Below are 18513 nucleotides of genomic sequence, written 5' to 3'. Positions count from 1 at the left end.
ACGCCACCGACCTGTTCGACGAAACCACCATCCACACCCTCGGCCACCGCCTCGAACGCATCCTCACCACCATCGCCACCAACCCCCACACCCTCATCGGCGACATCGACATCCTCGACCGAACCGAGCATCAATTCGTCACCGCCGTCGCCAAACCCGCCCCGGCGCCGTCGACGGCGACCGCCGGAACCGCCTTGGCACAGGCACTGGTGGCCGCGGTCGAAGACGATCCCGAAGCCCCCGCGATCGTGTCCGGCGACGAGGAGCTGACCTACCACGACCTCGAGACCCGCTCGTCGCAATTGGCCCGGGTGCTGATCGCGCGCGGCTGCGGCCCCGGCGCCGGTGTGGCCGTGCGGCTCGACGGCGGGATCGAGGCGGTCGTCGCCACTTGGGCCGTGCTCAAGGCAGGCGCCGCCGTGGTCCCGGTCGACGCGCTCGACGCGGCACTGCCGGAGGATCTCGAGATCAAGATCGGCCTCACCATGGGCAGTTCCTGGTCCGGCGAAGCGCCCGACTGGCTGGCGCTCGACGACGCCGCCGTCGTCGCCGAGATCGCCGCCGAGTCCCCGCGCCCGGTCACCTACGCCCACCGCACCCGCGCGCTGCGCGGCGGCGACCCGGCGTTCGCCGGCGCGCAGACGCTCAGCTACGACGACCTCGCCACCGCGGTCGAGGAACTGCGTACCCGCGCCGGACTCACCTACGAGTCCCAGATCTCGCACCCCGGCGACCCTGGATCCCCCGACAGTCTGATCGAACTGGTCGCAGGCGGAACCGTCGGCGCAGCGATCTTCCTGGACGGCGACGGTGAAGTACTGGCCGACGAATACGTGAGCGGTTGATCGTCCCAGGCGGGCCGCTGCCGGATCGTTGTCAGGGATCGTTCACGGGACGATCCGGGGCGTTCCAGTGTGGCCGGCCTTATCGGCGCCCGGCAGCGAATGCCGGGCGCCGATAGGGCCTTTCACGCTGGGCGGCTCAGCGGCTCAGGCGCTGGAATCGCCGGACCGCGAGCGGCAGGAAGATCGCGGTGATGATCAGCGGCCACACCACCGCCATCAGCAACGCGTGCTGTTCCACCCAGGAATCCCCGCTGCCGACCGGCGTGCCGAACAGCTCGCGGGTCGCCGCCACCGTGGAGGAGATCGGATTCCACGCCGCGATGACGCCCAGCCAGTCCGGCATCAGCTGAGGTGCGACGAAGATGCTGGAGATCATGGTGAGCGGGAAGGCGACCGCGAACAGCCCGCCTGCGGCCTCCGGGTTCGGCACCAGCAATCCGAGCCAGACGCCCACCCAGATCAGCGCGAACCGCAGCAACAACAGTAGACCGAACGCGGCGACGCCGCGCAGCACTCCCCCGTCGGGTCGCCACCCGATGACCAGGGCGGTCAGCATCAAAATGGTCAACTCGGCGCAGGCAACGATCAGATCGGTCACCCCGCGCCCGGATACGACCGCCGAGGAGGCCATCGGCATCGAGCGGAAGCGATCGATCACGCCGTTGGTGGCGTCGTAGACGACCACGGTGGCGGTGTTGATGAAGCCGAACGCCATCGTCATGGCGAACATGCCCGGCATCAGGAAGCTGCGGTAGTCACCGCCGCCGGGCACGCTCATCGCGCTGCCGAACACATACCCGTACAGCAATACCGACAGGATCGGGAAGCCGAGTTGCCAGGCGATGTTGATCGGCTGCCGCTGATAGTGAGTCAGGCCGCGGCGCACCACATTCCAGCAATCGGCGATCGCCCAGTACGCGCGGGAACGCGAACGGCTCGGGGTGAGGTCCATGGCACTCATCGGGCCGCCTCCTCTGTGGTCGTGCGGTGGCCGGTCAACTGCAGGAAGACGTCATCGAGGCTGGGCCTGCGCAGACCGATGTCCTCCACGTCCACGCCTTCGTCCTGGAGCGTGCGCGCGACGTCGGTGAGGGCCGCGACGCGCTCGGTGACCGCCGCCGACACCCGTCGCTCGACGTCGTCGATGTCCGGTTCCCCCTCGCACACGCGGGCCACCACTTTGGCGACGGCGGGCAGGTCGGCCACGTCCGCGGCCACGACCTCGATACGGTCGCCGCCCACCGTGCTCTTCAATCCGTCCGGCGTGTCTTCGGCGATGGCGCGTCCTTGATCGATGACGGTGATCCGGGAGGCGAGCTTGTCCGCCTCCTCCAGATACTGCGTAGTCAGCAATACCGTGGTGCCGTCGGCGACCAGGGCCCGCACCGACTCCCAGACCTCGCCGCGACTGCGCGGGTCGAGTCCGGTGGTGGGCTCGTCCAGGAACAGCACGTCCGGCGCGAGGATCATCGAGGCCGCCAGATCGAGCCTGCGGCGCATGCCGCCGCTGTACTTGCCGACGCCGCGGTCGCCGGCCTCGGTCAGGTCGAAGCGCTCGAGCAGTTCGGTGGCCCGCTGCTCGGCCCGCCGTCCGCCGAGATGGAACAACCTGCCGAACATCTCCAGGTTCTGCCGCCCGGTGAGCACCTCGTCGACAGCGGCGTACTGGCCGGTCAGCCCGATGCGGGCGCGCACATCGCGCGGGCGGCGGGCGACATCCAGGCCCGCCACGCTCGCGTGGCCGCCGTCCAGCCGGATCAACGTCGACAGAATGCGCACCGCGGTGGTCTTTCCCGCGCCGTTGGGCCCGAGCAGCCCGTGCACCGTGCCGCGCCGCACGGTGAGATCGAACCCGTCCAGAGCCCGCTTGTCCCCGTATCTCTTTTCCAGTCCCTCGGCCAGGACCGCGAAATCGTTCACTCTTCACCTTCCCCGTGGCGTACCCGAAAACTGAGTACAACGTACTCGAATTAGGGTACAACGTACCCAGTTTTCTGCCAAGCGGATAAGCTGGCGATTGTGACCGGCACGGAGACCAGCGGCAGCGGCGACATCGCCCGCACCCTCGACCTGCTCTGGGGCGCGGGGCCCCGGCCGAGCCGCGGGCCGAAACCGGCTCTCTCGCTGGACCGAATCGTCGACGCGGCGATCGCGGTGGCCGACGGCGAGGGCCTCGCCGCGGTGACCATGCGCCGGATCGCGACCGAACTCGGCACCGGCACCATGTCGCTGTACCGGTATCTGCCGGGCAAGGCCGAACTGCTGGATCTGATGCTCGACCGGGTGCAGGCCCCCATCGACGATCTCGGCGATCGCCGCGGCGGATGGCGCGGCGCGCTGGAGACCCTCGCCTACGAATCCCTCGCCATGTACCGGCGGCACCCCTGGCTGATCGGAGTGAACCAGTCACGTCCGGTCCTCGGACCCGGCGCGGTGGAAGGTATGGAGCAACTGCTCGGCGCGATCCGCCCGATGGGATTGCCCGATCGCGAACTCGTCTCGGTGATGATCATGATCTCCGGCTACGTGCTCGGCGCGGCCCGCACGCAGCTGTACGAGCGAGAGGCCGAACGCGTCTCGGGCCTGACCGACGCGGAATTCTGGCAGGCGCAGGCCCCCGTACTGGAAAAAGCCATGGCCAGCGGCCGCTACCCGGCCATGGCCGCACTGTCGGAGGACGCGTTCGGCCCGAATTTCGACCACTTCGCTTTCGGGCTACAGCGCATCCTGGACGGCTTGGAACACTATGTGACCCACCGCGACAGCGCTACGCGGCCCGCACCGTGAGCGTGTCGCGCCCAGCCGCCAGCGCGACGTGGGCGACAGCCGTGTCCAGCCCCGGCTTCGGCAGCGGCGCACCGTCGAACATGGTGATCTCGACGGCGTCCTCGGTGAGTTCCCAGACGCCTGCGATGCGTCCGTTCACGACGACGATCGGTGAGATCCAGCCCGCGGTGCGGCTGACCTTCGCGCGGTGGGCGGCGGGCAGCAGGGCGGTGTCACCGGTGCCCGGCCCCAGCACGTACTGGTCGAAAGCGCCGAGCAGGTGCACCGACGCGCTCGGCGCGGCGGCGGCAACGGCCTCGGCCTGATCGCTCGGCAGGAAGGCGCGGCGGCCCTCCACCTCGACTTCGGTGAGCGACTCACCCAGCTCGGCGAACCAGCGGCGGACCGTGGGCTTGCGCAGACTGTTGCGGCTGAGCCAGGCGTCGAAGGTCTCCGGCGTCGCCGGGCCGTAGGCGCGGAGGTAGCCGAGGATCGCCGTATGCGCCGCGGCATCCGGTTCCGGCAGACCCGGCCAGTCACGCACCAGATGCGCGGGACTGGTGAACGTCACCTTGGCGCCCCGCGCCGGACCGTGGCATAGCACCCCTTGCCAGGCCAGGGGTTTGAGCAGCGCGCCCCACCCGGAGCGCAATTCCTCGCCGAGCCGGTGGAATCCCGGCTCGGACACCAGGGCCTCGACCAGTTCCTCACGGGTGAGCACCGCGCCGTCCAGCACCTCGGCGACCGCCTCGGTCAGTGCCGCCACCTCCGCGGGCGAGGCGCCGAAGTTCTTCTGCCAGGCGGGCTTCTCCCAGGTCCGTGCGGACCCGATGAGCGCGAGGCAGGCGGCGGCCAGGTCCGGAGTGAGCGCGTGCAGGGTGCCCCGCATCGCCCAGGTCTTCATCAGGACGCCGTCCTCGAGCGCGCGAACCAGCCCGCCCGGCTCCGGTTTCGTGCTGCGTAGCGCGACCGCCAGTTCCGCCGCGGAGGTGACCTGAGCTTGCACCCCACACAGGCGTTCGGCGATCGCGACCACGCCCTCGTCCGCACGGGACCGCACGTATTGACGGCGCAGCCGCCAAGCGAAGACCTGATCCCAGGTGACCCGCAACTCGTGTTCCTCCGACTCTTCAGCTCAGCAGTGCGCCCAGGCCCGCGACCATCGCCGCCGCCAGCGCCGACCCGGTCACCGTCATCGCGATCACGCCGAGCAGGGCGGTGCGGGTGGTGGCTCGCCGGATCGCGCCGACCGGGTCGGCCAGCCGCTCGGCACGGGCCAGCACCGCGGTGCCCGCCGCGGCCAGCGCGCCCGTCGGCGCGGGCTCGGCGATGCCGACGATCGCCAGCAGCCCGCCCAGCAGCGGCAGCGAGCCGTGTTGGTGGGCGGCCTTGTCGTCGGCGCACATCTCCAGCAGGCGCGCGATCTCGGCCGCGCCCACGGTGAACAATCGCAGGCCGGGCAGGGTGGTTTCGACCGCACGCAGCACCGCGCTCAACGCCGCGTGCCTGCCGGACAGGTGGGCGCGTTCGTGCGCGAGGACCGCGGCGAGCTGGTCGTCGTCCAGCGCGTCCAGCGCGGCGGTGGTGACCACGATGGTGTCGGGCCGTCCCGGCACGCAGTACACCTGGCGCTCCGGCGAATCGAGCACCACCGCCCCGATACCCGGCACCGGCCTGCCGACCAGCCGCACCGCCCGGGCATGGACACTGGTGCGCCTGCGCATGTCCACCACGACGCCCACGGCGCGGACCACGAGCGCGACCGTGCCGGTGGCGACCAGCGCCGCCACCGCGAAGGTGGCCGCACGGGTGGCCGCCGCGCCGTGCACGTGCATCGGCGACCACAGGAACGAGACGCAGGCGCGCAACGCGTCCTTCGGATGTCCCCAGTAGGTGGCGAACTCGAGGGTCACCAATATCGCCGCGATCCCCCACGCGCTCAGCGCGCCGACGATCGCGACGACCCAGGCGATCACACCCAGCCGCGGCGCGATACCGCGATGGGTCAGACTGCGCAGCACGGGCGGCCCGAAGGTCGCCACGACGCTGCCGTACAGCATCAGAGCTACGGCAAGGCTCACGGCACTTCTGGTGACTTGCGCGCCGCGAGTCTGCGGAGCGCGGCACGCAGCCCGGCTGACTCCTCGGCGCTGATCCGATCGACGAAATGACTGAGTACCAGATCCGAGCGGCCGCCGGAACCCAGCGCCTCCAGCATGAGCCGGGCGCTGTGTTCCTCCCGGGTGAGCGTCGGCCAATATCGATAGGCCTTGCCGGCGCGCTCGCGCGCCAGCCAGCCTTTGCGATGCAGGTTGTCCATGGTCGACATAACCGTCGTATAGGCGATGTCGCGCCGAGCCGACAGTTCGTCGAAGATCTCGCGCACCGTTGTGTCCTCTGCGTCCTGATCCCAGATGCGGTCCATGATCACCGCCTCCAGATCCCCGAATCCTCGCACTGTACCGACTCCCTCATCCGAGCTGTGCCCCGTAATGGGAACAGGTTACCGGCCCAGGGGGGTTACTACTGAGGCAACCAGTAGATCGACCCCGGCTCCACGGCGCTTGTCGGAGCACTGTGCGAACATATGTTCGTGTCCGATGCGCCAGTCTCCCGACCCGGCAGGCCCCGGATCCTCGCGCGGGCGGAGGCATCGATCCTGCATGCCGATCTCGATTCGTTCTATGCCTCGGTCGAGCAGCGGGACGACCCACGGCTGCGCGGCAAGCCGGTGATCGTCGGCGGCGGAGTGGTCCTGGCCGCCAGCTACGAGGCGAAGGCGTTCGGCGTGCGCACCCCGATGAACGGCGGGCAGGCGCGCCGGTTGTGCCCGCACGCGATCGTGGTCCCCCCGCGGATGTCCGCCTACGCCGAGGCGAGCAAAGCCGTCTTCGACATCTTCCGCGACACCACGCCCCTGGTGGAGGGCATCTCGATCGACGAGGCGTTCCTCGATGTCGGCGGGCTGCGCCGGATTTCGGGTGAGCCCGTCGCCATCGCCGCGCGGCTGCGCGCGCGGGTCCGCGATCACGTCGGCTTGCCGATCTCGGTGGGCATCGCCCGCACCAAGTTCCTCGCCAAGGTGGCCAGTGCGGTCGCCAAACCGGACGGGTTGCGGTTGGTGCCGCCGGGTGGCGAACTGGAGTTCTTGCATCCGCTGCCGGTCGAGCGACTCTGGGGCGTCGGCGATGTCACCGCGCGCACGTTGCACGCGCACGGCATCACCCGGGTCGGTCAGCTGGCCGAACTGGGTGAGAGCCCGCTGCGGGCGATACTCGGCCCCGCCGCGGCCCGCCACCTCTACGCCCTGTCCTGGGCGCGCGACCCGCGCCGGGTGGAGACCGGCAGGCGGCGGCGCTCGATCGGCGCCCAGCGCGCCCTCGGCCGTAAGCATCGTCCTCCCGACGAGATCGAGGCCTATCTGCACGGACTCACCGATCGGCTCGGCAGGCGCCTGCGCGCAGCGAACCGGGTGTGCCGAACTGTGGTGCTGCGTCTGCGTTTCGACGATTTCACCCGGGCCACCCGGTCACACACCCTCGCCGAGGCGACCGACCACACCGAGACGATCCTCGGTGCGGCCCGCACCTTGCTCACCGGGGCGATGCCGCTCATCCAGGAACGCGGTCTCACCCTGATCGGCCTGGCGCTGACCAACCTCGCCGACGCCGACGCCGTGCAACTCGCCCTGCCCTTCGAGTCCCGCGCCACCAACACCCTCGACGCGACTCTGGACGACCTGCGCAAGCGCTTCGGCTCCGCCGCCGTCACCCGCGCCGCGCTGCTGCACCGCGGCGAGGGCATCTCGGTACCCCTGCTCCCCGACTGAGTCGTCGAGCGTCGCGTCGCGCGCTCAACACGACCGCTTCGGCCGCTTGTCCATCAACCGCAGGATCAGCGGGGTGAAGATCAGCTGCATGGCCAGCTCCATCTTGCCGCCGGGCACCACGATGCAATTGGTTCGCGACATGAACGAGTCGTGCAGCATCGACAGCAGATACGGGAAGTCGATGACCTTCGGATCCGCGAACCGGATCACCACGAAGCTCTCGTCGGCCGTCGGGATGGTGCGAGCGATAAACGGATTCGAGGTGTCCACGGTCGGCACCCGCTGGAAGTTGACGTAGGTGCGGGAGAACTGCGGGCAGATGTAGGTGACGTAATCCGGCATCCGCCGCAGGATCGTGTCGATCACGGCCTCGCTGGAGTAACCGCGCTCGGTCTTGTCCCGGATCACTTTCTGAATCCATTCCAGATTGATGATCGGCACGACCCCGACCAGCAGATCGGTATACCGGGCCACGTCCACAGTCGCGGTGACCGCCGCGCCGTGCAGACCTTCGTAGAACAGCAGGTCACTGCCCGGCGTCAGCTCCTCCCACGGCGTGAAAGTCCCGGGCGGCTGCCCGTAGGGCTTGGCCTCTGCCTCGTCGTGCAGGTACCGGCGGACCGTGCCGACGCCGGTCTCGCCGTAGTCACGAAACAGCGTCTCCAGTTCCTTCAGCAGATTGGCCTCCTCGCCGAAGTGTGAGAACCGCAGATTGCGGTTCTGCTCGGCCTCGGCCATGGCCAGCTTCATCTCGTTGCGGTCGTACCGGTGGAACGAATCGCCCTCGACGATGGCGGCGTTGATTCCTTCGCGCCGGAAGATCTCCTGGAACGTCCGCGTCACGCTGGAGGTCCCGGCGCCGGAGGACCCGGTGATCGCGACGACGGGGTGCTTGACCGACATGGTTCTCCTCTTCAGCGCTGCGCCGGGCGGAACAGCGAGCGCGTGCCGAACAGCGAGCTGTCGAAGCTGGGTCCCTCGTCGGGTTCGCGGTGATACCGCTCGATGCGCTCGACTTCGTTGCGGGAGCCGAAGATCAGCGGCACCCGCTGGTGCACCTCGCCCGGCGCCACCTCCAGCACCCGCTCGCTGCCGGTGGTCGCCGCGCCACCGGCCTGTTCGACTATGAACGCGATCGGATTGGCTCCGTAGAGCAGCGCGACCCGGCCCGGCCGCGTGGGCGGACGGGTGTCGCGCGGATACAGGTAGACCCCGCCACGAGTGAGGATGTGAAAGGTGTCGGCCACCAGCGAGGCCACCCAGCGCATATTGAAATCGCGCTCGCGCGGGCCGTCCACCCCGTCCAGGCACTCGTGCACGTAACGGCGCACCGGCCGCTCCCAGAATCGCTCGTTGGCCGCGTTGATCGCGAAACCGGAGGTGTCCTCGGGGATGCGCATGGCGGGGTGGGTCAGCACGAACGCGCCGATCTCCCGGTCCAGGGTGAACCCGTCCACCCCGCTTCCGGTCGTCAGCACCAGCATGGTCGCGGGCCCGTACAGGGTGAACCCGGCGCACACCTGCTCCGCGCCCGGCTGCAGGAAATCCGCCGCGCTCGGAGTGCTCGTCGCGCCCCGTCTCCGCGCAGGCGCGCGCAGCACGCTGAAGATCGTGCCCACCGGCAGGTTGACGTCGATGTTGGACGAGCCGTCCAGCGGATCGAACGCCAATAGGTACTTTCCGCGCCGATGCGTGTCGGGCACCGGGTGGATGTCGCTGATCTGCTCGGAAAGCAACGCCGAAAGATGGCCGGTCCACTGGGTTTCGGCGACCATGATGTCGTTGCTGATGGCGTCCAGGTTGCGCGGCACGGTCGACGGCGGACTGTCCGGATTCGCGGGTGGGAGCAGGGATGGATTGATCACCGTGCCGAGCGATCCGACGATCGCGCCGCGGGTGACCTGATTCGCGACGATCTTCGTCGCCGTCGCGATGACGTTCACCAGGGCGGAGAACTCACCGGAGGATCCGGGATGCCGGTGCTCCTGCTCGATGGTGTAGCGGGTGAGGGTCTTCAGTCCTTCTGGCATCGCGCCTCGATCTCGTCACCGGGGGCCCCGCACGGCCGGCTCTCGGGATAGCTCTGGTTCGGTGAACACGCTGCTGCCGTAGACGTCCTGAGCGGTCAGCGTGATCAGATCGGTTCTGCTCAGCGGTCTGCGCAGCTCGACGAGACGTTTCGCCTGCCGCAGCCGGCAGCGGTCAAGGGCGTTGCGCACGCTGCGGGCGTTGGAGAAGCGCGGACGGGTCATTCGGCGTTCCAGGTACTCGCCGAATGCCGTGCGCGCCGCGTCGTCGAAGCGGAAGCTCTCCGCGGCCACCATGATCTCGGCGATGCCGAGCAGTTCCGCGTGGGTGTAGTCGGCGAATTCCAGGTGATGGGCCACCCGCGAGGACAGTCCAGGATTGGCGGAGAAGAAGCGGTCCATCCGATCCGGATATCCGGCGAAGATCACCACCAGGCTGGCACGCTCGTTCTCCATCTCCTGCAACAGGATCTCGATCACCTCCTGCCCGTAGTCGCGTTCGTTCTCCGGCCGGAACAGGTAGTAGGCCTCGTCGATGAACAGCACGCCACCCGCCGCCTTGGCCAGCGCCTCCTTCGTCTTCGGCGCGGTGTGCCCGATGAACTGGCCCACCAGATCGTCGCGGGTCACGGTGTGCACCTTCGGTTTCCGGATGTAGCCGAGGGCGTGCAGCATCTGCGCCATCCGTAACGCCACTGTGGTCTTGCCCGTGCCGGGCCCGCCGGTGAAGCTCATGTGCATGGTGGGCCGCGACGCGGTCAGCCCGAACCGCTGCCGCGCTCGATCGATCAGCAGCAGCGCCGCGATCTCGCGCACCCGCCGCTTCACCGGGGCCAGCCCGATCAGTTCGGCGTCCAGCCTGCGCAGCGTCTCCTCGACGTCGTGGCCCGCGATGTCGGTGGACAGATCCAGCACCGCGTCCTCGCCCAGGATCTCGGGAGCCTCGGGTTCGGCGGGCGCCGTCCGCACCGCGCCGGGGACCTCGGCCCCCGGCCGGTGCAGACGGAATCCCGAGCCGTTGCGCTCAGCCGCCATACCGGTCTCCCGGGCGGACGGTCGTGGCATACGAGTGCAGGCCGTACTTCTGCTGGCGGTCCGGTCCCTCGGTGCGGGTCAGCAGGAAGCCGGGCTCCTCGGCCGGGCGCTGCACCAGGAAGCTCAGCGCGGTCGTCTGCCTGGTGTAGCGCGCGTCGTACGCGAGCACCCGCACGTAGTGACGCGGGAAGGTCGACCGGCACGCGTCGATCTCGGCCAGCACTCCGTCGGGCTCGTCCAGGTCGAACAGCGGCAATCCCCACATCTCCCAGTAGGCATTGCGCGGATGCGGATCGTCGGTGTACTCGATGGAGACCGGCCAGCTGTTGAGCAGCGCGTAGCGCACCTGCGCGGCGATCTGCTCGTCGGTCAGCGGCGGCAGATAGCAGAACGTTCCGTGCCGTAGGTACATGGCTGGTCCTTCCTGGATGCTCATCGGCTGGCCGTGGGCACGGCGTCCGGGGCATCGGTGGAGGTGTAGTCGAAGGTGACATCGCCCCAGGTGGCCAGCGCGACGTCGAGCGGACGGCAGATCTCGGCGGCCTTCCGCAACACCTCCGGCCCCTCCTTCAACAGGTCACGGCCTTCGTTGCGGGCCTGGACGACCGCCTCGAGCGCCACCCGGTTCGCCTCCGCGCCCGCGGCGATGCCGAGCGGATGACCGATCGTGCCGCCGCCGAATTGCAGCACCACGTCGTCGCCGAACAGGTCGAGCAGCTGATGCATCTGCCCGGCGTGGATGCCACCGGAGGCCACCGGCATCACGCCCGGCAGGCTCGCCCAGTACTGGTCGAAGAAGATCCCGTTGGCCGGTTCGGTGCGAATGTGGTTCTCCCGCAACGTGTCGTAGAACCCTTTGGTGGTCGCCGGATCGCCCTCCAGCTTGCCGACCACGGTGCCCGCGTGCAGATGGTCGACGCCGATCAGCCTGCACCACTTGGCCAGCACCCGGAAGCTGACACCGTGGGTCTTCTGCCGGGTGTAGGTGGAATGCCCCGCGCGGTGCAGATGCAGCAGCACCCCGTTGCGGCGCGCCCAGTGCGACATCGACTGCATCGCGGTGAATCCGACGGTGAGGTCCATCATGATGACGACGCTGCCGAGTTCCTTGGCGAACTCCGCGCGTTCGTACATGTCCTCCATCGACGCCGCGGTCACATTCAGGTAGTGACCTTTGATCTCACCGGTCTCGGCCATCGCCCGGTTCACGCCCTCCATCGCGAACAGGTACCGGTCGCGCCAGCGCATGAACGGTTGCGAGTTGATGTTCTCGTCGTCCTTGGTGAAATCCAGGCCGCCCTTGCACGCCTCGTAGATCACCCGCCCGTAATTGCGAGCGGATAGCCCGAGTTTCGGTTTCACCGTCGCACCGAGCAGCGGCCTGCCGTATTTGTTGAGATATTCGCGTTCCATCACGGTGCCGTGCGGCGGCCCCTGGAACGTCTTCACGTATGCCACCGGAATGCGCATGTCTTCCAGCCGCAGCGCGAGCAGCGGCTTGAATCCGAACACGTTGCCGATGATCGAAGAGGTCAGGTTGGTGATCGACCCCTCCTCGAACAGGTCGAGATCGTAAGCGATATAGGCGAAGTACTCCCCCGGCCTGCCGGGCACCTCATCGATGCGATAACACTTGGCCTGATAGCGCGAATGGGCCGTCAACCGGTCGGTCCACACCACCGTCCAGGTGGCCGTGGAGGATTCACCGGCCACCGCGGCGGCCGCCTCGATCGGGTCGACGCCGCGCTGCGGAGTCACCCGGAACACGGCGAGCACGTCGGTTTCCGACGGCTGGTAGTCGGGGGCGTAATAGCCCATCGACGCGTAGGATTGGACACCCGGATCCCAGCGGTCGCGTTCGGTTTCTTCGGCCATCGTTCCTCCTGCTGTGCCACTGCGGGACACCCGCACCCGGGCGAACGGGCGTGCCTCGAGATTTCCAGGATGACGGGCCGGATACCTATAAACAATTTGATTGTTCCTCGCGATACTCAACATTTTCATTGAGTTTGTTACCGTTTCGCGGTGGGTATGGTGAGCGCGGCCAGGATGGAAACCTTCCTGGCCGTGGCCCGCCACGGCAGCATCCGCCGCGCCGCCGCGCAGCTGCACATCACCGAGGCCGCCGTCTCCGCGGCCGTCGCGCACGTCGAGAAACAGCTGGGCGCCAAACTCATCGCGAAAGCCGGGCGCGGGATCGCGCTCACCGAGGCCGGTCGCGTCTACGCCGAGTACTGCCGCGGAATTCTCGGACTCATGAAGGAGGCCCAAGCAGCCGTCCGCCGCGCCGAGACCGGACGGCTGCGGATCGGCGTGGTCGCCACCGCGGGCGAGTACGTCCTGCTGCGGCCGCTGGCCTCGTTCCGCCGCCGGTTCCCGGACATCGAGCTGAGCCTGTCGGTGCATCCGCGCGACGCGCTGTTCCTCGAATTGCAGCACCACGAGACCGATCTGGTGATCGCGGGACGACCACCGCGGGACACGGGGCTGGTGGTGCGCGCGCGGCGACCGAGCCGCCTGGTCGTGGTCGGCCTGCCGGAACTGGACCCGCTGCACACCACCTGGCTGCTGCGCGGCCGCGGCTCGGGCACCCGAGAGGCCACCCTCGTCCTGCTCGACCAGCTCCGGATCGAACCGCCCACACTCACCCTCGGGTCACACGGCGCGGTCCTGGCCGCCGCGCGAGAAGGCCTGGGCGTCACGCTGATCCACAGCGACGCGATCTCCCAGGACTTGGAGAACGGCGTGCTGCGCGTCCTCCCGGTCGAGGGCACCCCGCTGGACCGTCCGTGGCATGCCGTCACCACCCGCACCCCGACGCCGACCACCCGCCTGTTCCTCACCCACCTGCTCGACTCCACCGAGGTCGGTCCCGACGCCTTCCACCCGCACTGACCCCGCCCCGCACACTGGGGCCCGCGCGCTACAGCTGGCCGTGTTGGGAGTCGAAGGTCAGGACGCGTCCACCGAGTTGGATCTGTGCGCCGGGGGCGAGGGTTACCGGATGACCCGGGACCGCTCGGACCCAGTCCTGGCGGCCGGGATGACGGATGTGGGTGCCGTTGGTGGAGCCGCCGTCCACGACCGTGACGTCCCAGTCGACGAGGCGGATCTCGGCGTGCGCCCGGGACATGCCTCCGGAGCTGTCCTCCAAGCGCACCGGGCGCGCCCCCCGCGCGACCGCCTCCGCGTGCTCCGGTTCGCGCCCGAGAACACAGTCGTTGTCCAGGACGAAGGAGGTGCCGTCGTCCAGCAGCAGCACACCCAGCGGTGGGCGAACCCCCTCGCTCAGCACGCAGGTGAGCTGGTCCATCCGGATCCCGCACACCGCGCAGAACGACACCCGCGGATCATTGTGATGATGCCGGGCACATCGGAAGCCGTGCACGATCACCCGGTGCCCGAGCGTGTTCGAGCCGGTCGACCCGAGCGCGTCGGCGACGACCTCGGCGGAGGGCACCATCGTCTCGGCGAGGTTCGCGTCGTTGGCGATCGCGTAGTCCCGATCGGTGCGGTGCGCGGGCTGCGCCTGCTCCGAGCTCGGCGGAAGCTGCTGCGCCGCCGGCGGAATCACGCTTTCGCGCGGCGTCGCCCGCCGCGCGGAGGACCGCAGATCGACCTCGGTCGCCGGATCGCCGGCTGGCTCGTCCTTGCGCAGGCTCGGCGCCTGCCGGGGCTGCGGGCCGGACACCTGCTCGGGCCTGGGTTGCGCGCCGGAGCGGTGCGGTTGCGGAGCCGCTTGCCCTCCGGGACCGTGCGGTTCCGGAGCTACCGGCGCTCCGGGATGGTGCGGTTGCGGGACTGCCTGCGCTCCGGCGGCGACGTGCGGTTGCGGCACTGCGACCGGAGGCTGCCCCGCCCCGGGGTTCGCTTCGGATGCCGCTGGTGACTCGATGCGCTGCGGCTCCGCGCGGCGCGGGTCGGGGGACGGTTCCGGCGCCGATGCGGCGTGGGATTCCGCGACGGGCGGTTGATGCGCGGATGCCACCCCGGGCTGACGCAGCGACTCGGTGACGCCGTCGATCACCGGTTCACCGATGACGCCTGGTACCACCCCTGACCACAACACCGCGCCCGACCCCGGTGCGGTTCCCGCCCCGAGCGCGAGGATTCCTCGCCCCGGCAGGGAATCCGCGGTCCACCCGGCCTCGTCCACGAACAATCCCGCGCCGCTCCCCGGTGTCGGAGTCACCATGCGGTCGACGGTGAATCCGGCGTCCCGGCCGCGCAGGACCTCCGTGCGGCCGGGGTCCGCGAGCACCGCGGTGACCCCGCCGTGCAGGAACACCGCCAGCCCGTCGTCCACGGGCGTGATCACCCCGAATTCGACCTCGTCCTCTTCGCCGTTGGCCAGGCTCATGAGCCAGGTCGTGGCCAGCCGCGCCACCGCGCGCCCGCTGCGGCGCCGGTCGCGCGCGAGGGCTTCGCGCACGATGTCCAGCAGCGCCGTCATCGTCCGGGCCGCCACCGTGTCCGCCGTGACGGCACCGTCGCCCCGGTGCGCGACGACCACGACGGCGCCGCCCGCGCACGCCACCAGATGGGCGCCGGGCAACACCTCGACCTGCGCGCTCACAGGAACCGGCCACCTTGGAAGCGCCACCGGTGGAACACCACCCGCATCGGCCCGTTCACGATGAGCCAGAAGACCATCCACGTCACCACGAACTGGATCAGGAACGCCGCCGGTGACGGGCGCAGGTGCTCGGGCAGCACCACGGTGGTGTAGCGCACGAGGACCCACATCAGCGCTCCCTCGTTGAGGATGGTGACGAAACCGAACAGGGTCGGCCAGTCCTTTTCCCAGCGGAACTGCTGCAGAAAATGGTAGAGCAACTCCCACAGCACACCGACCAGAACGGTCGCCAGCAGGACCGACAGCGTCACCCGGTAAGCCTGCCCGATGCTCAGCGAGCCGGTCGGCAGCACCGGGGCGATGATCAGCGCGACGACGAAGCCGATCACGCTCAGCGCGAGAAGGCGGGTCTGGATTCGCCCGTTCAAGGTAGGAAGCATCGCTCAGATCTTCTCGTTCGTGACCCACAACCACCATTGCCGCGTCGAGCGCAGCGGACCCATTCTGCGGCAGAAGCCGACTGCGGCCAGATCGTCGGCGATCTCCTGCGCGGCGATCTGCAGCCCGAGGAAGGTGTCCACGCCGACGAACGGCCCGCCGAGCGTGGCGCTGCCGGAGGCGTACATCCGTCCCGCTCCGCTGCGGGTGCCGATCAGTTCGAAGGTGGTGTCGACATCGAGCCTGCCGAGCGGATTGCGCCCGGCGCCGGTGTGATCGAGCAGGTCGGCCAGCAGCCGGTGCTCGCGGATGTCGGCTTCCAACCCTGTGCAGTCGATGATGTAGTCGACGGTGGTGTCGAACGGTTGCGTCGGCGGCGGAAACGGCAGCGGTGCGCTGGTGTCCGGAAGGATCGTCGCGACCACGCCTTGCCGCCCCCCGGCGGGGCGCGGAGCCCGCATCGTGCCCGCCATCACCTGGTACCACCCCTCGCGGCGGCCACGGCGCAACTGTTCCTGCCAGTTGTCCCGGATCGGGGTGTTGGTGCCCGAGATCTCCTTGTAGGCCCGCGCCCGTTCCTCACCCTGCAGATTGCGCACTTTCTGCTTGAGCTGACCGCCCCATACCGACTTCGGATAGTTGAACCCCTGGTAGGCCCACCCGTCGCCGCCCTTGCGCCGGCTGAAGATGTTCTTGCCGTGCGGGCCGGCGATATAGGTGCGGAACAGGTGCAGGATCCGGGTGTCGAGCCGGTGCTTGTCCCGGTCGTCGATGAGCCGTTGCAGGACGCGGCTGGCCACGATCCCGCTGCCGCGGATCAGCACGGTGCCCGGCCGCCGCTGCAAGGCCTGGTAGACGTGCTCGTGCGGCTCGTAGGCGTTGACCACGCGCGTCGGGTCACGATGGGTTTCGCGGTACTCCTGCAGGTCCGGAAGCAGCTTCAGGCCCGGATAGCCCACCGCCACATGGACATACGTGCTGCGGAAAGCGACACGCTTGGTCGACGTCGACCCCGCGGGCGGGGTGAGGATGGTGAAGTACCCGCCGCCGTGGCGCTTGCGCACCATGCGCACGTGGCCGCGATGCAGGGAGCGCGCGTAACCGATGCGGTGGAATTCCCGCTCCATGGCGTCGAACGCCTGGCCGGCGCGCGGGGTGTAGTAATTGGCGAAGATCGGCTCGACGAAGACGTTCCACAGCGCCTTGATCGACTTGTCCGCGAGCGCCTCACGTACCGCGTAGGACGGGAAGCCCCAGATGTTGTCCGGCGTCGAGGCCGAGTCGCTGCGCAGGCGCTCGCCGCGGGGGATCTGCGAGACCCTGGTCAGATACTCGTAGGAGGCCCAGGGGTGTTCCTGCGGACCGAGTACCGCCATCGCCTCGGCGGGCACGCCGAAGATCCGGAGCGTGTCGTAGGTGACGAACGATCCGATCCCGCTGCCGATGGTCACGAACGGTACGTCGATCACCGGAATCCCGGCGTTGCCCAGCATCTCATCGGTCCACACGTCGGTCTCGACGAGGGCCTGCGTGATATCTCCCCGCATTGGCCGGACTCTACCGGCAGTTTCTTATCAACTGCTTGTCATCGGCTTTCGCCCGCGGACCGCGCCGGTGACGCGCGGCGGACGACGCGCGGGAACCAACTGCGCCGAACCTGCCACGCGGCCCGCCCTCGCGGACGTACCATGCCGATCGTGGCCGATTCCACTCGTTCCACCCCTCTGCGGGTTCTCGTGTACAGCAACGACGCCGACACCAGGCGCCAGGTGATCCAGGCATTGGGCAAGCACCCACACCCGGAACTACCGGCGTTCGAGTACCTCGAGGTGGCCACCGCCCCCGTGGTGATCGCGCAGCTGGACGCGGGCGGCATAGACCTCGCCGTGCTCGACGGCGAGGCGGCCCCTGCGGGCGGACTCGGCATCGCCAAGCAGTTGAAAGACGAAGTCGATCCGTGCCCGCCGCTGCTGGTGCTCACCGGCCGGCCGGACGACGCGTGGCTGGCCAGCTGGTCACGCGCGGAGGCCGCGGTGGCGCATCCCATCGACCCGCTCCGGCTCACCGAGGCCGTCGTCGCGCTGCTGCGCAGCCGATCCGCGGCCTGATTCCTTCCCGCGGCCCACCCGTCCCGCAGCCGCTATTCATAGCGATCTTGAATTAGTTCGTCCAGGCGTGCGGCCGCGACCCGCTCCCGGTGGACAGGCGCCGAACCGGCGGGCCGGTCGACGCTCCCAGCCTTCGCACTTCTGTCGCCGTTCCCGACTCCGAACCCGCTCGGGACCACTTTCGACGTCGCGATACACGACATTCCGGGCGGCCAACTGACCGTTCACCCAAGAACCCGGATCCGTCGCGCGGATTACCACCGTTTCGGTCATAAATGCTTGTACTGAATTCGATCAAACGACGCCGCCAAACCCGCTGCGGGCCGCCCTTTCGGTTGTAGGCTGTGCCCTATCTCACACGGGATCGGACCAGGTAATGACCGTTCCCGGGTGAAGCCGAGGGGCGAGTCTGGCCGAGGCGGACAACGACGTCAGCCCGCCTCGGAGGCTGTCGTCAGCCGCTGCTCGCAAGGAGGGGAAGTGCAGTCGTGAATATCGAGATGCCGACGCTGGTACTCGGCGCGATCGCGGCGGCGTTCGCGCTGTTCTCCATCGTCCTATCGGCCCTGGTCGGCCCGAAACGGCGCAACCGGGCGAAGCTGGAACCCTACGAATGCGGTATCGAACCCACACCGCATGCCGTGGCCGGCGGCCCGGGAAATGTTACGGGACAACGCTTCCCGGTGAAGTACTACCTCACCGCGATGTTGTTCATCATCTTCGACATCGAGATCGTGTTCCTCTACCCGTGGGCAGTCCACTTCGATGCGCTCGGTCTCTTCGGTCTCGCCGCGATGGCGTTGTTCATCTTCAACGTCTCGGTGGCCTACGCCTACGAATGGCGGCGCGGCGGGCTCAGCTGGGACTGAGTGCCGCACAGCCGAATTCG

At 68.8% G+C, this 18513-nt stretch carries 19 protein-coding genes; 6 read left to right on the top strand and 13 right to left on the bottom strand.

What is annotated here, in order from left to right:
- Nucleotides 1–845, top strand: an 845-nt coding sequence (locus HOV91_RS17175; protein WP_174186401.1) for an AMP-binding protein, incomplete at its 5' end; no start/stop codon positions are given.
- Between the two features lie 136 nt (nt 846–981).
- Here the strand turns inward: HOV91_RS17175 and HOV91_RS17170 are convergent.
- Nucleotides 982–1806, bottom strand: coding sequence for an ABC transporter permease (locus tag HOV91_RS17170; RefSeq protein ID WP_174186400.1), 825 nt, complete (start codon nt 1804–1806; stop codon nt 982–984).
- The gene (locus HOV91_RS17165; RefSeq protein ID WP_174186399.1) at nt 1803–2765 is read right to left on the bottom strand and encodes an ATP-binding cassette domain-containing protein; all 963 of its coding nucleotides are present in this window, start codon (nt 2763–2765) and stop codon (nt 1803–1805) included. Before HOV91_RS17165 ends, HOV91_RS17170 begins: the two co-directional genes overlap by 4 nt.
- A 99-nt stretch (nt 2766–2864) precedes the next feature.
- On the opposite strand from HOV91_RS17165, the gene HOV91_RS17160 reads away from it, so the two are divergent.
- The gene (locus HOV91_RS17160) at nt 2865–3632 is read left to right on the top strand and encodes a TetR/AcrR family transcriptional regulator (RefSeq protein ID WP_312884664.1); all 768 of its coding nucleotides are present in this window, start codon (nt 2865–2867) and stop codon (nt 3630–3632) included.
- Here the strand turns inward: HOV91_RS17160 and HOV91_RS17155 are convergent.
- The 3 genes from HOV91_RS17155 to HOV91_RS17145 are packed head-to-tail and all read right to left on the bottom strand — an operon-like array spanning nt 3613 to nt 6069.
- Nucleotides 3613–4722, bottom strand: coding sequence for a winged helix DNA-binding domain-containing protein (locus HOV91_RS17155; protein ID WP_174186398.1), 1110 nt, complete (start codon nt 4720–4722; stop codon nt 3613–3615). The genes HOV91_RS17160 and HOV91_RS17155 overlap by 20 nt on opposite strands.
- Before the next feature lie 19 nt (nt 4723–4741).
- Entirely contained in the window at nt 4742–5692 is a 951-nt protein-coding gene (locus HOV91_RS17150) for a M56 family metallopeptidase (RefSeq protein ID WP_312884663.1), read from the bottom strand.
- Nucleotides 5689–6069: a BlaI/MecI/CopY family transcriptional regulator gene (locus HOV91_RS17145; protein ID WP_084466478.1), complete on the bottom strand. Its 381-nt coding sequence runs from the start codon at nt 6067–6069 to the stop codon at nt 5689–5691. Before HOV91_RS17145 ends, HOV91_RS17150 begins: the two co-directional genes overlap by 4 nt.
- 129 nt (nt 6070–6198) lie before the next feature.
- On the opposite strand from HOV91_RS17145, the gene dinB reads away from it, so the two are divergent.
- Nucleotides 6199–7440, top strand: a complete 1242-nt coding sequence (dinB, locus tag HOV91_RS17140; RefSeq protein ID WP_174186397.1) for a DNA polymerase IV — start codon at nt 6199–6201, stop codon at nt 7438–7440.
- 24 nt (nt 7441–7464) lie between these two features.
- Here dinB and HOV91_RS17135 read toward each other — a convergent pair whose 3' ends face one another.
- Genes HOV91_RS17135 through HOV91_RS17115 form a run of 5 tightly spaced genes read right to left on the bottom strand, consistent with a single transcriptional unit; the run spans nt 7465 to nt 12500 of the window.
- Nucleotides 7465–8343 carry a phosphoribulokinase gene (locus tag HOV91_RS17135; protein WP_174186396.1) on the bottom strand — a complete coding sequence of 293 codons (879 nt, stop codon included), beginning with the start codon at nt 8341–8343 and terminating at the stop codon, nt 7465–7467.
- A gap of 11 nt (nt 8344–8354) precedes the next feature.
- A complete protein-coding gene (locus HOV91_RS17130) occupies nt 8355–9470 on the bottom strand; it encodes a class 1 fructose-bisphosphatase (RefSeq protein WP_174186395.1) in 1116 nt (371 codons plus the stop codon).
- Between the two features lie 15 nt (nt 9471–9485).
- Complete coding sequence (locus HOV91_RS17125) at nt 9486–10502, bottom strand: AAA family ATPase (RefSeq protein WP_174186394.1); 1017 nt, start codon at nt 10500–10502, stop codon at nt 9486–9488.
- Nucleotides 10492–10938, bottom strand: coding sequence for a ribulose bisphosphate carboxylase small subunit (locus HOV91_RS17120; protein ID WP_246350280.1), 447 nt, complete (start codon nt 10936–10938; stop codon nt 10492–10494). The genes HOV91_RS17125 and HOV91_RS17120 overlap by 11 nt, the downstream gene beginning before the upstream one ends.
- Nucleotides 10935–12500, bottom strand: a complete 1566-nt coding sequence (locus HOV91_RS17115) for a form I ribulose bisphosphate carboxylase large subunit (RefSeq protein WP_246350278.1) — start codon at nt 12498–12500, stop codon at nt 10935–10937. The genes HOV91_RS17120 and HOV91_RS17115 overlap by 4 nt, the downstream gene beginning before the upstream one ends.
- A 33-nt stretch (nt 12501–12533) precedes the next feature.
- Between HOV91_RS17115 and HOV91_RS17110 the strand changes: the two genes are divergently transcribed.
- A complete protein-coding gene (locus HOV91_RS17110) occupies nt 12534–13397 on the top strand; it encodes a LysR family transcriptional regulator (RefSeq protein ID WP_246350295.1) in 864 nt (287 codons plus the stop codon).
- Nucleotides 13398–13425: 28 nt separating this feature from the next.
- Here HOV91_RS17110 and HOV91_RS17105 read toward each other — a convergent pair whose 3' ends face one another.
- Genes HOV91_RS17105 through HOV91_RS17095 form a run of 3 tightly spaced genes read right to left on the bottom strand, consistent with a single transcriptional unit; the run spans nt 13426 to nt 17063 of the window.
- Entirely contained in the window at nt 13426–15078 is a 1653-nt protein-coding gene (locus tag HOV91_RS17105; protein ID WP_312884661.1) for an FHA domain-containing protein, read from the bottom strand.
- Complete coding sequence (locus HOV91_RS17100) at nt 15075–15518, bottom strand: hypothetical protein (RefSeq protein ID WP_174186393.1); 444 nt, start codon at nt 15516–15518, stop codon at nt 15075–15077. The genes HOV91_RS17105 and HOV91_RS17100 overlap by 4 nt, the downstream gene beginning before the upstream one ends.
- Nucleotides 15519–15521: 3 nt before the next feature.
- Nucleotides 15522–17063, bottom strand: a complete 1542-nt coding sequence (locus HOV91_RS17095; RefSeq protein WP_174186392.1) for a hypothetical protein — start codon at nt 17061–17063, stop codon at nt 15522–15524.
- Between the two features lie 141 nt (nt 17064–17204).
- Here HOV91_RS17095 and HOV91_RS17090 point away from each other — a divergent pair, with 141 nt between their 5' ends.
- Nucleotides 17205–17624 carry an Rv3143 family two-component system response regulator gene (locus HOV91_RS17090; RefSeq protein ID WP_174186391.1) on the top strand — a complete coding sequence of 140 codons (420 nt, stop codon included), beginning with the start codon at nt 17205–17207 and terminating at the stop codon, nt 17622–17624.
- 500 nt (nt 17625–18124) lie between these two features.
- Nucleotides 18125–18493, top strand: a complete 369-nt coding sequence (locus tag HOV91_RS17085; RefSeq protein WP_217440612.1) for an NADH-quinone oxidoreductase subunit A — start codon at nt 18125–18127, stop codon at nt 18491–18493.
- Nucleotides 18494–18513: the final 20 nt, after the last annotated feature.

It is taken from the genome of Nocardia barduliensis, from assembly GCF_013315795.1.
Taxonomy (GTDB): domain Bacteria; phylum Actinomycetota; class Actinomycetes; order Mycobacteriales; family Mycobacteriaceae; genus Nocardia; species Nocardia barduliensis.
Note: the sequence above shows the minus strand (reverse complement) of the source record. Positions and strands in the feature narration are given on the sequence as shown.

Bases quoted from the DNA above. Each gene is read 5' to 3' on its own strand.
- HOV91_RS17085 (WP_217440612.1), top strand. From the start codon at position 18,125: ATGCCGACGCTGGTACTCGGCGCGATCGCGGCGGCGTTCGCGCTGTTC.
- HOV91_RS17125 (WP_174186394.1), bottom strand. From the start codon at position 10,502: ATGGCGGCTGAGCGCAACGGCTCGGGATTCCGTCTGCACCGGCCGGGG.
- HOV91_RS17130 (WP_174186395.1), bottom strand. From the start codon at position 9,470: ATGCCAGAAGGACTGAAGACCCTCACCCGCTACACCATCGAGCAGGAG.
- HOV91_RS17170 (WP_174186400.1), bottom strand. From the start codon at position 1,806: ATGAGTGCCATGGACCTCACCCCGAGCCGTTCGCGTTCCCGCGCGTAC.
- dinB (WP_174186397.1), top strand. From the start codon at position 6,199: ATGTTCGTGTCCGATGCGCCAGTCTCCCGACCCGGCAGGCCCCGGATC.
- HOV91_RS17110 (WP_246350295.1), top strand. From the start codon at position 12,534: ATGGTGAGCGCGGCCAGGATGGAAACCTTCCTGGCCGTGGCCCGCCAC.
- HOV91_RS17120 (WP_246350280.1), bottom strand. From the start codon at position 10,938: ATGAGCATCCAGGAAGGACCAGCCATGTACCTACGGCACGGAACGTTC.
- HOV91_RS17115 (WP_246350278.1), bottom strand. From the start codon at position 12,500: ATGTTGAGTATCGCGAGGAACAATCAAATTGTTTATAGGTATCCGGCC.
- HOV91_RS17100 (WP_174186393.1), bottom strand. From the start codon at position 15,518: ATGCTTCCTACCTTGAACGGGCGAATCCAGACCCGCCTTCTCGCGCTG.
- HOV91_RS17135 (WP_174186396.1), bottom strand. From the start codon at position 8,343: ATGTCGGTCAAGCACCCCGTCGTCGCGATCACCGGGTCCTCCGGCGCC.
- HOV91_RS17095 (WP_174186392.1), bottom strand. From the start codon at position 17,063: ATGCGGGGAGATATCACGCAGGCCCTCGTCGAGACCGACGTGTGGACC.
- HOV91_RS17090 (WP_174186391.1), top strand. From the start codon at position 17,205: ATGCCGATCGTGGCCGATTCCACTCGTTCCACCCCTCTGCGGGTTCTC.